Genomic DNA, 14,173 nt, shown 5'->3' on the forward strand with positions numbered 1-14,173 from the left:
GCGACACGACTCGCCCTCTGTCGGATGTCCCTCACACCCACGTGGGACTGACCGCTCCGGGCATCCTTCCTGGCTTCCTTTCCGCGCCGGCTGCCCCGGCCTTCCGAGCCTATGAGCGACATCGACGTCCTGTTGCAGGAAACACGCACGTTTCCGCCTTCCGAAGAATTCCGCGCCGGTGCCTGGGTGCGTGACAACGCCCTGCGCGAGGCGGCGGCGGCCGACCCGGTCGGCTTCTGGGCCAAAGAATCGGAAGCCCTCGATTGGATGACCCCGTGGTCCACGGCACTCGAGTGGGAGCCGCCGCGCGCCAAGTGGTTCCAGGGTGGCACGCTGAACGCCTCGGTGAACTGCATCGACCGCCATGTGCATGGCCCGCGCCGCAACAAGGCGGCACTGATCTGGGAAGGCGAACCGGGTGATCGTCGGACGTTCACCTATTGGGATCTGTATCGCGAAGTGAATCTCGCGGCCAACATGCTCAAGAAGCTGGGTGTGGGTCGTGGTGATCGTGTGGCCATTTACCTGCCCATGATCCCTGAGGCGGTGATCGCGATGCTGGCCTGCGCGCGCATCGGTGCCATTCACACCGTCGTGTTTGGTGGCTTCGCGCCCGAGTCATTGCGTGACCGGATCAACGATTGTGGCTGCAAGTTGCTCATCACCGCCGATGGTGGTTCTCGCCGCGGGCAGATGGTGCCGCTCAAGCGCAATGCCGACGTCGCGCTCAAGGAATGCCCCAGCATCGAAAACGTGCTCGTGGTGATGCGGCGGCGCAGTGGCGTGGGTGACGAAACCTTCGCCGAGATGCAGGAAGGCCGCGATCACTGGTGGCATCGTCTCAAGCGCCAGGTGCCGCGCTATTGCGAGCCCGAAGCCATGGACGCCGAGGACGTGCTGTTCGTGCTGTACACGTCCGGCACCACCGGCAAGCCCAAGGGCATCGTGCACACCACCGGTGGATTTCTCACCGGCGTCGCCACCACCACCAAGTACACCTTCGATCTCAAGGAAGAAGACGTGTACTGGTGCACAGCCGACATCGGCTGGATCACCGGCCACTCGTATCTCGTGTACGGCCCGTTGGCCAATGGTGCGACGTGCGTGATGTACGAAGGTGCGCCCGACTGGCCCGACAAGGACCGGTTCTGGCAGATCTGCGAGCGCTATGGCGTCACGATTCTGTACACGGCGCCCACCGCCATTCGGGCGTTCATGAAGTGGGGCACGGAGTACGTCAAAAAGCACGATCTCTCGCAACTGCGTGTGCTCGGTTCGGTGGGGGAGCCCATCAATCCCGAAGCCTGGATGTGGTATCACGAGCATATCGGCGACTTTCAGTGCCCTATTGTCGATACATGGTGGCAGACGGAAACCGGTGCCATCATGATCACACCACTCCCCGGGGTCACCACCACCAAGCCCGGCTCGGCCACGGTGCCGTTCCCCGGTATTCGCACGGCCCTGCTCGACGCCAACGCCAACGAACTCACGGTCGGCGGTGGATTGTTGGCCATCACGCACCCCTGGCCCAGCATGCTGCGCACGATCTGGGGTGACGATCAGCGATACGTGGACACGTACTTCTCGAAGTGGCCCGGTCGTCCCGATCTGTACTTCCCGGGCGACGGGGCCAAACTCGACGAAGACGGCTACCTCTGGATCCTCGGCCGCGTCGATGATGTGCTCAACGTGTCCGGCCACCGCATCGGCACGATGGAAGTGGAAAGCGCCTTGGTCGACCATCCGTCGGTCGCGGAAGCTGCCGTGGTGGGCAAACATCACGATCTCAAGGGGCAGGCCATCGCAGCCTTCGTGACATTGCGTGCCGGATTCACCGCCAGTGGCAGCCTGCGCGACGAACTGCGCGATCACGTGGCACAGAAGATCGGTGCGCTGGCCCGTCCCGACGACATCCTGTTCAGCGCCGATTTGCCGAAGACGCGGTCGGGCAAGATCATGCGCCGCCTGCTGCGGGATATCGCCGAAGGCCGCGCACTGGGCGACACCACGACGCTGGCCGATCCGTCGGTGGTCGCCTCACTCAAGGATCAGTACGAGGCGCAGGAATCGTAATTCCCGCGTGGGTTGGTACTCGCGGCGTCGTGTCGGGTAGAAATCACCCGGTGCGGCGCCGTGTTGGCTATCGGTGATTCAGATCACGGCACGAAACCCGTCCGCGTGCCATTTCGTCAGTACCCATATGTCCATTCTGAACAAGCTCTTCCCGGAAACGCTGTTCCCCCGCAAGCTCTCGGCAGAAGCCGAGCAGCGGCTTCGTCTCGTGCAGGCCCGTGCGGAGGAGGCGCTGATCCGCACGCACGTCGAGAACGCGCTGTTGTTCGTGGACACGCTGACCACAGACGTGGGATACGAACGGGCGCTCGACATCTACGTGCGGGAGATGAGCATTCCGGAACCGCTCGCGTCGGTGGTCGCGACCCGCGCCCTCGTGGCGCTGGGCGAGACGCTGGTGCCTCACGCCGACGATCCCGAATCGGCCACGGACACCCCCGACAATGCAAACGGCACCGCCGAAGCGGTGCCGATGCCGGAATTGCGTCTGGATGACGCGCAGGCCCGCCGTCGGCGGGCCTGACGCGGCAGGACTTACTTCTTGGTGGTATCCGTGGCCGGGGCCGGCGTGGTGGCCGGCAGCGTGGCGCGGATGGAATCCACGATCTGCTTGAGCTGATCCGCCGTTGGCGCCGGCGAATACACCTTGTTGCCGATGATGATCGTCGGCGTGCTGTTCACGCCACGCTCGCTACCCGCAGCGGCATTGGCCTGAATCTGCGCCAGATTGCGCTGCGAATCGTAGCACTCACCGAACTTCGCAGCATCGAGACCGAGCTTGGTCACGTATCCGTCAAAAATCTTGCGCGGGTTGCTGGCCGCCTGTGAGTTCCAGTCGTACTGGCCTTCGAACAGCAAGTCATGATACTCCCAGAACTTGCCCTGCTCGTTGGCGCACGACGCGGCGAGGTGAGCCGCCAGCGTGTTGCGGTGAATGGACGTGAGCGGGAAGTCGTAGAAGCGGAAGTTCGCCAGCCCGGCGTCGAACACACGCTTGCGCAGATCAGGCTCCTGCACCGTGGCGAACTGACCGCAGCCCGGGCACTCGAAGTCGGCAAACTCGATGATCGTGATAGGCGCGTTCGGGTCACCATACAGGTAGCCCTGCGCCTGCGGCAGCGGCGTGCCGGGAGCGAGCTCGATCGGCGTCGGCTTGCTGTTCTTCATCGCGGTCCAGATGCCGGCGCCACCGGCCACGAGCACCACCAGGATGACGGCAAGAAAGGCCGTATTGGACTTCTTCTTGGGGCTGGGCTTTGCCACTCGTTCTCCTCGTCGTCCGGCGGCGGGCCACCGGTGGGTTCCAGAATGCTTCGGGGATGTCAGGCGGGGCGCCCGTACACCCGCCGCACGATCGTGCGACGCGTTCGCTGAGCGACACCCAAGCTACGCCAAGCTACCCGCCCGACCCTTCCCGGCGCTATCCTGCCAGCGTGTACACCGAGCACCTGCACATCCCCGTGGGCGTGGGCACCCTGCATGTCGAGCGTCGGGGCCGTGGTGGCCCCGCGGTCGTGCTGCTGCATGGCTTTGCCACCTGCGCCTTCCTGTGGCGTGACGTCGCCCCTCGGCTCGCGGCCGCCGGACTGACCACGGTCGCCATCGACTTGCTCGGGCATGGGGAATCCGACCGCCCCGCCGATGCACTCTACGGGGCCAGTGCCCAGGCGGACTATGTGGACCGCGCCCTCACCGCCCTCCGGTTGGGGGAAGTCACGGTCGTGACCCAGGATGCCGGGGCGCTGGTTGGCGCGCTCCTGGCCAGCCACCGTCCGACCAGGGTCCGATCCCTGGCACTGGTCGAGCCACTCGATCCGGAGGAGCTCCCTGGTCCGATGATCCGGGCCATGCAGCGGAGCTCGGCACTTTCCGCACTGAGCGCCAACGCCCTGTTCGGGGCGCGACCGCTGCTGGAGCCATGGCTGCTGGAGCGCCTGGGAGACGCGGCAGAGCCCGATCGCCTGGTGGCCCGGTATCTGGCCCCATTTGTGGGAAGTGCGGGCGCAGCGGAGCTGCTGCAGCTCGCCAGCCATGTCATGCTGTCGGACACGGAACGCCGACGGCTGGCCGATGTGGCAGTGGACACCCACCTCTGGCTCGGCCGTGGTGACCCGCTGGAGGCATCCGCGGTTGTCATATCGGAGACTCTGAGGCCGGCGACACTGCCTCACTCCATCGGCACGCGTGGGCTGTTCGATCGCTGGTCGGCCCTGCTGCCGGCGTCATCCGTGCAGGCACGGGTCGCAACGACCCCGCCTGGCGCGCTGGTGGCCGAGGTTTCGGCTTCGGCACTGGCCGATGTCATTCGTGAGATCGTGGAACCCGGTATCCCGTCCGGCTCCGCGCCAGCGAACGAGAGTTGACCTGCGTAGCAAAAGAGCTGCCTTCACGTGCAGCCCTAGAAAGTGCATCTCTCATCGGTTAGATTTTTGTGGCTATCCCGGAGTCGCCGGGCGGCCCAGTTGGACGCATTACCCAGAGGAAATGGCCAAGCCGAAGCTTCGTCCGCGTCGTGACGCCATGGTGCCTTCGCCGTATCAAGAGGCCCGTGACGAGCTGTTCCAGCAGATCATGCAGTGCGGTGTGATTGGATGTCACCCCGAAGACCAGAAAGAGTGGTTTGACGCCACCATGGTCTACCTGTCGAATCGGTACCCGGAGCTGAAAGCTCCCGAGTTCACCGAACTGCGCACGTTGGGCGAGCGCTTTGCGCAGCCCACCAAGAAGCAGACACAGGAAGCGGCTGCCGTTTAATCGGCATCATCGCACGCACGCTGGACCAGTGCACGATACGCCGCACGATCAGCCGTTCGTATCGCAGCACAAAGCGCAGTGACAAACGCCTTCCAGTCGGGAAGGCGTTTGTCGTTTCAGGCCGGACTCATCCCGCTTCGTCGGTGCGGTCCGTGCGCACCCGCTCGCGCCAGAGCATGAGGGTGTAGTCGACGGTGGCCACCACACCCAGCACCGCCACCACGATGACCAGCGCGTCGACCCATCGTGGGGCCAGCAGCACCGCAATGAACGTCGCCAATTGGAACACGGTCACCAGCTTGCCCACGATCCGCGCCCGGAACGTGATCGGTCGCAGCCAACTCACCCGCCGAGCCACGAACCACCCGATCACGGACATCACGTCGCGGAACATGATCGCGACCGCCTGCCAGATGGCCAGCTCTCCACCGATGACGTAGCTGAGCACCACGCCCAACACGAACAACCGGTCGGCGATCGGATCGATCAGCGCACCGATGCGCGAAGCCGCCTGTGTCCGGCGCGCAATCCATCCGTCCAGAAAATCCGTGATGGACGCAGCGCCGATGAGCGCCAGGCGCACGGGCACCGCATCGACCGCCACGAAGCCGATGGCCAATGCCACACGGGACGTGGACACGATATTGGGAAGCGTCAATACACGGGACGCATCGGACGCGCGGGCCATGCAGGAAACTATGCCCAGCGCACCGTCCGGCGACACCCGCCGCAGGCAGGCGAAGACAACATGGCATTCCCAAGTGTGACAGAAGCGGCATCACACGGGCTGTCAGCGATCCGCCACGCACGTTATCGTGCCGGAACATGTGGACTGATCCGCTTCCCTTGGTGGTGATCGGCATTGCGGCCGCCGTGCTGGCGTGGGACGTCACGCTGGCCGGGTGGATCACCACACGCCGCGAAGCGCCGCGCCTCTTCACGCAGCTCACGGCGTTCTGTGGTCTGTTGGTCGTACCGGCGCTCGTTGTCAGCGTGGCCTCCGGTACGGAAGCGGGGGCACGCACCATCTCCGGCATCACGTGGCTGCAACCGCTGGTCGCGGTGGCGTTTGTCGTGCAGGTGCTCTACGCCGTCGGCATCCGACTGGTCTCTCCTGTCGTCGGCATTCCGATTCTGCTCTACGATCTGCTGCTCGCCGTCGTAGCCATCGGTGACTATCTCGTCTCGCAGTTCGGCAGTGCACCGCTGGCCCTGCAAGCGGCGGTGTCGGCACGCGATGTCATCGTCGGTATCGGCGTCGGGCGCGCCGCGCTGCTCTCCTCGTTGACCGCGCTGGTGCCGATGCTCGCGCCGGCCTACCCGGCGCGATGGCGGATCTCAGCGGCTGTCCGCGCCGGACTCGTACTCGCTGCCGTGGCGCTCACCACGCTGCTGGCCATGGAATGGCCGCGCGGTGTGGCTGCGGTACGCAGCTACGACGTGGCCGTCGCTGAACCGATGCAGGCCCGTCCGCGTGGAGATTTTTTGATCGGCGTGCGTTTCCTGCCCGTGCTCAATGGCGTGCCGCTCGCACGCACGGTACGCAGCGATACGGCGTTGTTCGGTGCCTTTGATCCCGATGTGGTCCTCATCGTGCTCGACGACGAAGGCACCCGCCCCGCCGCACTCGATTCACTCGCCCGTGTGCTCGAGCCATGGCGCGTGGACAGTGCCACCGGTGACACGCTGCGATTGGCGGTGGGCCTTCGTATCGGCCGTCGGGCTCCAGTCGCGGGCGACGCGCAGCGCGTACGCGCCGTTGGCCGCGTGCTCGAACGTCTTCGCCCCGATGTGATCTTTCCGGCCTTGCCCGATCCCGTGCCGTCGTGGCTTGGTGCCGCACCACCCTCGTTGACCTGGTGGCAAGCCACGCTTCGTCAGACGGCACAGGAGGTGCGCCGCGTGCGACCACGCACCCATGTGGGCTGGAGTGCCACTCGCCTCGATGCCACCGACAGTGCCGTATACGCCTGGGCTGCCAGCAGCGGATCGCCGGTGACATTGCTCGGTGCCGTCGCGTTCCCTGGTTTCTCTGGACTGCCCGCAGTGGACGCGCGTTTGCGCGCCTTCGAACGCTGGCACGCGCAGGCGCTCGCTGCTGGTGGTGCACAGCAACCACATTGGCTGACCACCGTTGGCGGATTGCCACATGCACACGGTGATGCCGCGCAGGTGGCGGCGATCCGGCGTGCACTGGCCTGGGGCTCACGCCGCGAGTGGATTGGCGCGGCCATCGTGGGGGAGCCTGCCGACTACGACGGATGGACGGGGCTACGCGCTTCGAACGGTCGCATTCGCAGTGCGATGACCTCACTGGGACTGGCCTCACGCCGCATGCGCGAAGTGCGCCGCTGAGACGGCGTCACGAGTTGCCGGTGCCCTGCACCAACCCCTCCGCTTCGAGTCCAGGCTGCAGATACCGTTGCGCGAGCTGCAACACGTCCGCGCCGGTGACCGCCGCGAGTCGAGCCGCCTCTTCGTGACGCTCATGCAGCCCCTCGCCGAACAACCAGGCGTCCACTAGATCGGCCAGCACCGTACCGCCCGATTGTTGACTGATGGCATGGGTGCCGACGAGGTAGTTCCGTGCTCGCGTCAGCTCTTCCGCAGAAGGCTCGGCCTCACGGAACTTCGCGAACTCCCGCATGAGCCCTTCCCGCGCTTCGTCTTCACGCGATGGCGAGGTGGCGATGTACGCCGCGAAGGCTCCACCGGCACGCCGTTCCACCGGGAACGCGCTCACCGTGTATGCGAGCGACTGCACATCACGCAGTTGTTCGAAGAATCGCCCACCCAGTCCGCTGGCAATCGCCGATAGCACCCGCGCAGCGTAGCGTGCCGGATCATTCCGTGCCGGACCGGGGAACAGCAATGCCAACGCCGACTGCTGCTTGGCGCGGGTGTCACGCGCCGCCACCCGCGTCTCGGGCCAGGGCAGCGCCGGTAGTGGCACATCGTCAACCTGCTGCATGCCGGCAAAATGTGTCTGGCACAGCGCAGCCACCTCGTCGGGCTCGACATCACCCACGACCGCGATCACTGCCGGCCCCCGCATGGCGTGCTGTGCATGCCACGCCACCACGTCAGCACGTCCCAATGCGGCCAACGAGGTTTCGCTGCCGATCACGGAGCGTGCATAGGGGTGTGTGCCATACGCCGAGGTCACGGCCAGTCGCATGGGCCAGCGATACATGTCGTCGCGTACGCGTGCCACCTCGGCCAGCGCGAGAGCGCGCTCTGTTTCCACACCATCGTCGGGAAACGCCGGGTGCTGCACCACATCGGCCAGCAGTTCGAGCGCCGCCGGCAAGTGGCGCGTGGGCACCGACATCGACCACCCCACGCTCTCCAGACCGGCCGACACGCCGACACTGCTCCCCAGCGCTTCGGCCACTTCGGCAATCTGCGCCCCACTGCGGGTCATCGTGCCTTTCAGCATCGACTGCGCCGTGAGACGGGCCAACCCTTCGTGCTCAGGCGCGTCCACCACCGCACCGCCGCGCACGAATGCCCCAAAGTGCACCAGCGGTGCGCCGGGCTTCCGCACGACCAGCACCGGCACACCGGCGTCGGTGCGATACACCGCCACATCGCCCTGCACGTCGGCCTGCGGCCTCTGAGCCTTCGACGACATTGCGGACGGTGGGCGCACCACATTTGCTGCGACAGGTGCGTCGGCGTGTGCCGGTGTGGCCTCAGTCGGTGTGGCAGCAATCGGAGTCACCATCACCGCGCTGCCCATCGAAGCTTCGGCATCCAGCATCGCTTGCAGCGCCCCGACATCAGCAGCGATCTCGTCGCTTCCTTCGGGGCGATACGACACTACACTCACCTGCCCGGGTGCCAGATGGCGCTGCATCGCGTCCTGCACCGCGCGCGCATCGAGCGACAACAGGGTGTCGTAATACTGCGAGGCCAACGCGAGGCCGCCGTCCGCTTCCCACGAGGCCAGATACTGCGCTTGACCGTCCATACTCTCCAAACGACGTAACCAACGGGCTTCCAGGATACGCTGGGCACGGTCCACTTCCGCCGCCCGCATCCCGTCGGTACGCGCCGCCTGCAATTCACGCCACACGGCACGCGTCGCCGGGCGCGCCTGTTCGGACGGTGATTCGGCATGCGCCACAAACACACCCACGTCACCGCTCGTGTAGTTCCACGCCGACACCGAGCTGGCCAACTGGCGTTCACGGACGGCACGATACAGACGCGACGCACGTCCGGTCCCGAGGACGACACCCGCCAGATCCAGCGCCGGAGCATCCGCGTGATGCAACGACGGCGTACGCCAACCGAAGGCGATCTGCTGTTGCGCGATGTCTCCCGCCCACTCCTGATGACGCACGCCCGGCAAGGCCTGCTCCAGCGGCCCCGCAGGGCGCGGCGGCGCACCAGCCGGCAACGTCCCATGGCGCGCCAGCACCTCCCGCAGCACGACATCCGGATCGACATCACCTACGACGGCCATGATGGTGTTGCCGGGCTGATACCAGTGTCGGTAGAAGCCGACCAGCTTCTCGCGGGTGAACGTGCGCAGTGCGTCTTCCTCGCCCATGCGCCACCGGCGAATGCGGTGATGATCGTGCAGCAGCGCGTAGAGCGATTCGATGGTCACCGCGGATGCGGTGTCCCGCTTCCGCTTCACTTCCTGGATGATGACTTCCAGTTCACGCGCCAGCTCTTCGCCATCGATGACCGACCGGGCGTACGCATCGAACTGAATCTCCAGTCCCGCCACGAACGACGACGACGGCAGCACCGTGTAGTAGCTCGTGTGGTCGTAGATCGTGTGCGCGTTGAGATAGCCACCGTTGGCCTTTGTTTCACGCGCGATCTGACCGACCCCACGCGTGGGCGTGCCCTTGAAGAACATGTGTTCGAGCACATGCGCGATGCCCACTTCGTCATCACGCTCGTCGAAGTAGCCGGTCTTCACGTGGGTCACAATCGACACGGCGGGCGCCGAGCGATCCTGGCGCACCAGCAGAGTCAGTCCATTCGGCAGTACGGTGCGAACGGTTTCGGTGTGCAACACCAGCGCCTCACTGGGGCGCTGTATCGTCGTGGTCATCGAGGTGGAGACATCGGGTACGGGGTAGGCATGCCAAGTGGCGCCGGCATCGACGCGAGGCACTGCTGCCATTCACCAGGTCCGGCACGCTGGATCCAACGCAGGGCTTCGTCAAACCGACCAAGCCGCACCAGCGCACAACCGAGAAATCCCTGGGCGATACGATCACCAGGATCGAGTTGCAGCGCACGCACGTAGAAGCGGCGGGCAATTTCCGGTTGCCCGTCAGCCAGCATGATGCTCGCCAACTCCCGCGCGGCCACCGCGCTCTCCGGCGCCAGGCGCACTGCGTTCGTGAGGAACGTGCGGGCACGAGCCAGGTCGCCGTCTTCGCGCGTGATGCGTCCGATGTAAATGAGCGGGCGCGCATCGTCCGGATGTTCCATGGCGAGCCGCGCAAAGGCGGTACGAGCCACTTCCCGCGACCCGCGCTGGTACGCCGATATCGCCTCGGCCAGCTCGCGTTCAGGTTGACCGGTGGTGAACCACCACGTCCCCGCTCCCCCGAGTGCCGCCAGCAACACCACGGCACCAACGGCAGGCCAGAGCCAACGGCGGCGTGGTTTCACGGAGCGGTCAGCATCACCCGCATCCCCGATGAACGGAGGAGGTGCTGCCGGCGCCCCGGTTTGTGCGCTGGCGTGTCCATACGCCGCACCACCGGGCGCCCACGTTTGATGTGGTGCGGATGTTGGAGGCGTGCCGGCAGGGGCGGAGGCAAAGCCGGCGATCGGTGCTTCGGGAATGGCATGCTCCAATGCCATCCACGCTTCACGCACCAGAATGCGTTCCGCTTCGTTCTCGGCCAGCCCGGTGGACCGATCCGCCCAAGCGGCGAGCGCCACCAGCGCATGCGCATCGGCGAGGTTGATCAGGCCAAGTTGTCGTACTTCCGTCACCAGCGCCTGTCCGGTGAGTTCCGGCCGCCCGATCACGCCCTGCAACACACCCTGTGCCGAATGCCACAGCTCAGGTGCGGTGTACCGATCCGACGCGGCGAAAACGCCACGCGCCGCGTCCAGCGCGGCGCGTGCAGAGTGCGGGGTCACCGGAGCACTCAGCGCACGATGCGGAGCATGCCAGCGTCGGCACTCCCCCGGATGAATGCTTCCGGGGCATGAGAGTCGACACGCGTACCGGTCGCGCCATAAAACCGGCGCGCTTCCACAGCCATGTACTCCTCGAGAGATCGGCCAGCATCCCGCGCATCACGCAGGGCCTTCACGATCTCTTCCCAGGTGCCTTCGAACGTCGTGCCATCACGCATGATGACCCGATGCGTGCCCGCGTCGGCGCTCAGCACGTGCGATGATGCCAGGGCTTCGGCGGCCAGATCGACATTGAGGTCGAGGCCGGATTCCGCCTGCTGGCTGGCCAATCCGGTGAGCAACGTGCCGAGCGTCTCCAGCTGCCCCGATGACGGGGCAGCCGAGACTTCCTCGGACGCGTCCATGGCGGCCTGCTCGATCTGATTGAGCAGGTCGTCGATGGCATCGGGTTCACCGGCCAGTTCCTTCAAGCGTGCCTCCCACGGCTTGAATTCGCCGTCGCTTTCCGGGAGCCGGTAGATGGACTTCTTGAGTTCGATCAGCCGCCAGATCCCGAGTTCATCCCAGTGATCTTCCGGCGAGGTCTGTTCGAACTCACGCAACGCGGCCTCGAGATCGCCGGCATCGTACAGGATGTTGGCGAGATAGACGCGCGCTTCTGCGAACTGCGGATCGATGGTGACCGCCTGCCGCAACGCCGCCATCGCTTCCGCGTCGTTGCCCAAACGGTGCTGCGCATAGCCGATGCAGGCCACGGCTTCGCTGGAGTCTTCGGCATGATGCACGGCCCGCTCGAAATACGTCAGCGACATGTCGACGTATCCTTCGCGGAACAGGGCCCGGCCGATCTGCAGCATGAGATCCACATCGTCATCGTATCCGAGCGTGAGCGTTCGCTCGAATGCGCGGAACCCCGCGTCGATTTGTCCGAACTTGAGCAGCACTTCACCGAGTCCGGCGAGGGCGTCCTCATGTTCGGGATCGAGCAGCAAGGCTTCCTCGAAACTGCGCCGTGCCCAGGCGTACTCCTCGCGCGCGAGTCGCGCGTAGCCGGCCCCCACATGCAATTCCACCGCAGCGGGATACAGCGAGAGTCCCTCGCGCAACAACTCGAGCGCCTCATCGAACTGCCCTTCGTTGTACAGGGCGTGGGCGCGTTCGTCGTACTCCTCGGAACTCAGGAACGGGTGGGACATTGCCAGTCAAGCCTCCGGAGCTAGCGGGTTACCGGATTGTACCGTGCACCACGACGTTGGTTCACGGAGTTCCCTCGACCAACGCCACCGCGATCTGTCCCGCCAGTCGCGCGTTGGCTTCCAGCAGCGCGAGATTGGCAGACACGGACCGTCCTTCTGTTCGCTGTTGAATCTGAGCCAGCAGGTACGGCGTGACGGCCGCCCCGCGAATCCCCGCGAGACTGGCCGCCTGCAGGGCCGCCCGGGTCGCCGCATCGACGATGTCTGCAGGAATCGCGACATCGGCCGGCGGAGGCTGCACCACCAGCATGGCACTCTCGCGCCCCAGAGCCCGGTGCGCCCGCCAGGCGCGGGCGATCTGCTCCGGTCGATCCAACCGGGACGTGAGCCTGAGCCCCGTGCTGAGCGAAAAAAACCCTGGCAGTTCGTCGGTGCCACAGCCGACCACCGGTACCCCGAGTGTCTCCAACCGCTCGAGTGTGGCCGGCAAGTCGAGGATGGACTTGGCCCCCGCGCACACCACGATCACCGGGGTACGGGATAGTTCGATCAGATCGGCCGACTCATCGAACGGCGCATCCCGGTGGACCCCACCAATACCGCCGGTGGCAAACACCTCGAGTCCCCCCAACGCACACAGCGCCAAGGTGGCCGCAACGGTGGTGGCACCATCGGCCCCGTCGGCCATGGCAATGCCCAGATCGCGTGCGGAGACCTTTCGAACTCCATCACGCTGCAGGAACCGCTCGAGATCCTCGTCATCGAGGCCGAGGGTGGGCGTCCCCCGGGAAATGGCGGTGATGACCGGTATCGCTCCGACCGCTGTCACCGCCTCGGTCATGCGCCGAGCCGCCTCGCGGTTGTACGGCGGCTCGAGTCCCTGCGCCAGCACCGAGCTTTCGAGCGCAACCAGTGCCGCACCGCGTTCGAGCGCTTCGAACACGGTCGATGTGGCGCGCGGCCGAAGCAGGCGCTCACTCACGCGGAATCAGCCTTCGGCGTCCTGAAACCCGTCGGCCTTTCGTGATTCCAGCAGTTCCCAGTCGCTCGACGTCGGGTCGAACACGGCCATGACCTTGATCGTCTCGCCGGACCACGCATCGAAGACCTTGCCCGTGTTCTGGTAGATCTTGATTTCGTGTCCATCCTCGAACTTCAACACGATGAGGGGATGCGTGTTGTTCGCATACTGTTTACGCAACTTCTGGGGCGTAGGCGCGTTCATCGGTCCAGGGTCAGGGTGCACGTGTATCCTCGTCTGAAACTTGCGATGGCGCACCAGCTCGCGCCAGACAGTCCCTCGACCATGTCCTTTCCAATCACCGCGTCGCGGCACCGTCATCACTGGTCGTCACGACGGGTTTCCGGGGAGGCCTGGATCGATGGTCGCCGGGCCACGGCGGCACCTCAGGGGCGGGATCGGGTACAGAGCGGCACTCCACCTGCAGCACTTCCTACCTGGAGGCCCACCATGTACACACGGCATTCGCCGCACGCGCACACCACGGCCGCGCATACATCGTCCGCCATGCCGCACCTCTCCCCACGCATTCGTGCCATGGCACGTCCATCCATGTCATCCGGACTGCGCCTGGGGCTCATCCTGACGGCCATGCTGCCTCTGCTGCCGCTGACGACGGCAACGGCGCAATCCCAAGCCACACTGGCGCATCAGGCGATGACACCGTCGACCCTGTCGCTGATAGCGCCTTCCGGCAGTTCCATCACACGTTCCAAAACAAGCCCCATCGCCAGCCCGGCCACCGCGGACACCACCGCCGTGACCGCGGATCATGCGGCTGCGGTGACCGCACAACCGGTGGCTCTGCGGACACGCGCGGTGGCACCGGCCGAAGCACCACGCGCGCCCCATGTGTCCAAACAGAGTAGCTCGGCCCTCATGATCGTTGGCTTCGCCGCCATGATCGTGGGCGCGGTGGTCGACGGAGATGCCGGCACACTGATCATGGTCGGTGGCGCGGGCGTGGGCCTCTACGGGCTGTATCACTACCTCAACTGATCGG

The 14,173-nt window shown here is 65.6% G+C and carries 13 protein-coding genes; 6 read left to right on the plus strand and 7 right to left on the minus strand.

Features of this window, described 5'->3' with window-relative positions; all coding sequences use genetic code 11:
- Positions 1 to 111: 111 nt before the first annotated feature.
- Positions 112 to 2,076: an acetate--CoA ligase gene (gene acs / locus GAU_RS13365; protein WP_015894411.1), complete on the plus strand. Its 1,965-nt coding sequence runs from the start codon at positions 112 to 114 to the stop codon at positions 2,074 to 2,076.
- A 127-nt stretch (positions 2,077 to 2,203) separates the two neighbouring features.
- Positions 2,204 to 2,599: a hypothetical protein gene (locus GAU_RS13370; protein WP_015894412.1), complete on the plus strand. Its 396-nt coding sequence runs from the start codon at positions 2,204 to 2,206 to the stop codon at positions 2,597 to 2,599.
- Positions 2,600 to 2,610: 11 nt separating this feature from the next.
- Here the strand turns inward: GAU_RS13370 and GAU_RS21035 are convergent, their stop codons facing one another.
- Complete coding sequence (locus tag GAU_RS21035; protein WP_015894413.1) at positions 2,611 to 3,339, minus strand: thioredoxin domain-containing protein; 729 nt, start codon at positions 3,337 to 3,339, stop codon at positions 2,611 to 2,613.
- Positions 3,340 to 3,509: 170 nt separating this feature from the next.
- Between GAU_RS21035 and GAU_RS21040 the strand changes: the two genes are divergently transcribed.
- Together GAU_RS21040 and GAU_RS13385 are read left to right on the plus strand one after the other, a co-directional pair.
- Entirely contained in the window at positions 3,510 to 4,439 is a 930-nt protein-coding gene (locus tag GAU_RS21040) for an alpha/beta fold hydrolase (RefSeq protein WP_052574447.1), read from the plus strand.
- A gap of 121 nt (positions 4,440 to 4,560) precedes the next feature.
- Positions 4,561 to 4,830 carry a hypothetical protein gene (locus GAU_RS13385; protein WP_015894415.1) on the plus strand — a complete coding sequence of 90 codons (270 nt, stop codon included), beginning with the start codon at positions 4,561 to 4,563 and terminating at the stop codon, positions 4,828 to 4,830.
- Between the two features lie 127 nt (positions 4,831 to 4,957).
- Here the strand turns inward: GAU_RS13385 and GAU_RS13390 are convergent, their stop codons facing one another.
- Positions 4,958 to 5,518 carry a CDP-alcohol phosphatidyltransferase family protein gene (locus GAU_RS13390; protein ID WP_015894416.1) on the minus strand — a complete coding sequence of 187 codons (561 nt, stop codon included), beginning with the start codon at positions 5,516 to 5,518 and terminating at the stop codon, positions 4,958 to 4,960.
- Positions 5,519 to 5,655: 137 nt separating this feature from the next.
- On the opposite strand from GAU_RS13390, the gene GAU_RS13395 reads away from it, so the two are divergent.
- Positions 5,656 to 7,185, plus strand: coding sequence for a hypothetical protein (locus tag GAU_RS13395; RefSeq protein ID WP_015894417.1), 1,530 nt, complete (start codon positions 5,656 to 5,658; stop codon positions 7,183 to 7,185).
- 7 nt (positions 7,186 to 7,192) lie between these two features.
- Here the strand turns inward: GAU_RS13395 and GAU_RS13400 are convergent, their stop codons facing one another.
- The 5 genes from GAU_RS13400 to GAU_RS13420 form a co-directional block, all read right to left on the minus strand.
- Positions 7,193 to 9,904 (minus strand): M16 family metallopeptidase, encoded by a 2,712-nt coding sequence (locus tag GAU_RS13400; RefSeq protein WP_015894418.1) that lies wholly within the window; start codon positions 9,902 to 9,904, stop codon positions 7,193 to 7,195.
- Entirely contained in the window at positions 9,901 to 10,953 is a 1,053-nt protein-coding gene (locus GAU_RS13405; protein WP_015894419.1) for a tetratricopeptide repeat protein, read from the minus strand. Before GAU_RS13405 ends, GAU_RS13400 begins: the two co-directional genes overlap by 4 nt.
- 8 nt (positions 10,954 to 10,961) lie before the next feature.
- A complete protein-coding gene (locus tag GAU_RS13410; RefSeq protein WP_015894420.1) occupies positions 10,962 to 12,149 on the minus strand; it encodes a tetratricopeptide repeat protein in 1,188 nt (395 codons plus the stop codon).
- 61 nt (positions 12,150 to 12,210) lie between these two features.
- The gene (locus GAU_RS13415; protein WP_015894421.1) at positions 12,211 to 13,131 is read right to left on the minus strand and encodes a pseudouridine-5'-phosphate glycosidase; all 921 of its coding nucleotides are present in this window, start codon (positions 13,129 to 13,131) and stop codon (positions 12,211 to 12,213) included.
- A gap of 6 nt (positions 13,132 to 13,137) precedes the next feature.
- Positions 13,138 to 13,374, minus strand: coding sequence for a hypothetical protein (locus tag GAU_RS13420; RefSeq protein ID WP_015894422.1), 237 nt, complete (start codon positions 13,372 to 13,374; stop codon positions 13,138 to 13,140).
- Between the two features lie 246 nt (positions 13,375 to 13,620).
- Here GAU_RS13420 and GAU_RS13425 point away from each other — a divergent pair, with 246 nt between their 5' ends.
- Entirely contained in the window at positions 13,621 to 14,169 is a 549-nt protein-coding gene (locus tag GAU_RS13425; RefSeq protein ID WP_041265531.1) for a hypothetical protein, read from the plus strand.
- Positions 14,170 to 14,173 lie beyond the last annotated feature (4 nt).

It is taken from the genome of Gemmatimonas aurantiaca T-27, from assembly GCF_000010305.1.
In the GTDB taxonomy this organism is placed as follows: Bacteria; Gemmatimonadota; Gemmatimonadetes; order Gemmatimonadales; family Gemmatimonadaceae; genus Gemmatimonas; species Gemmatimonas aurantiaca.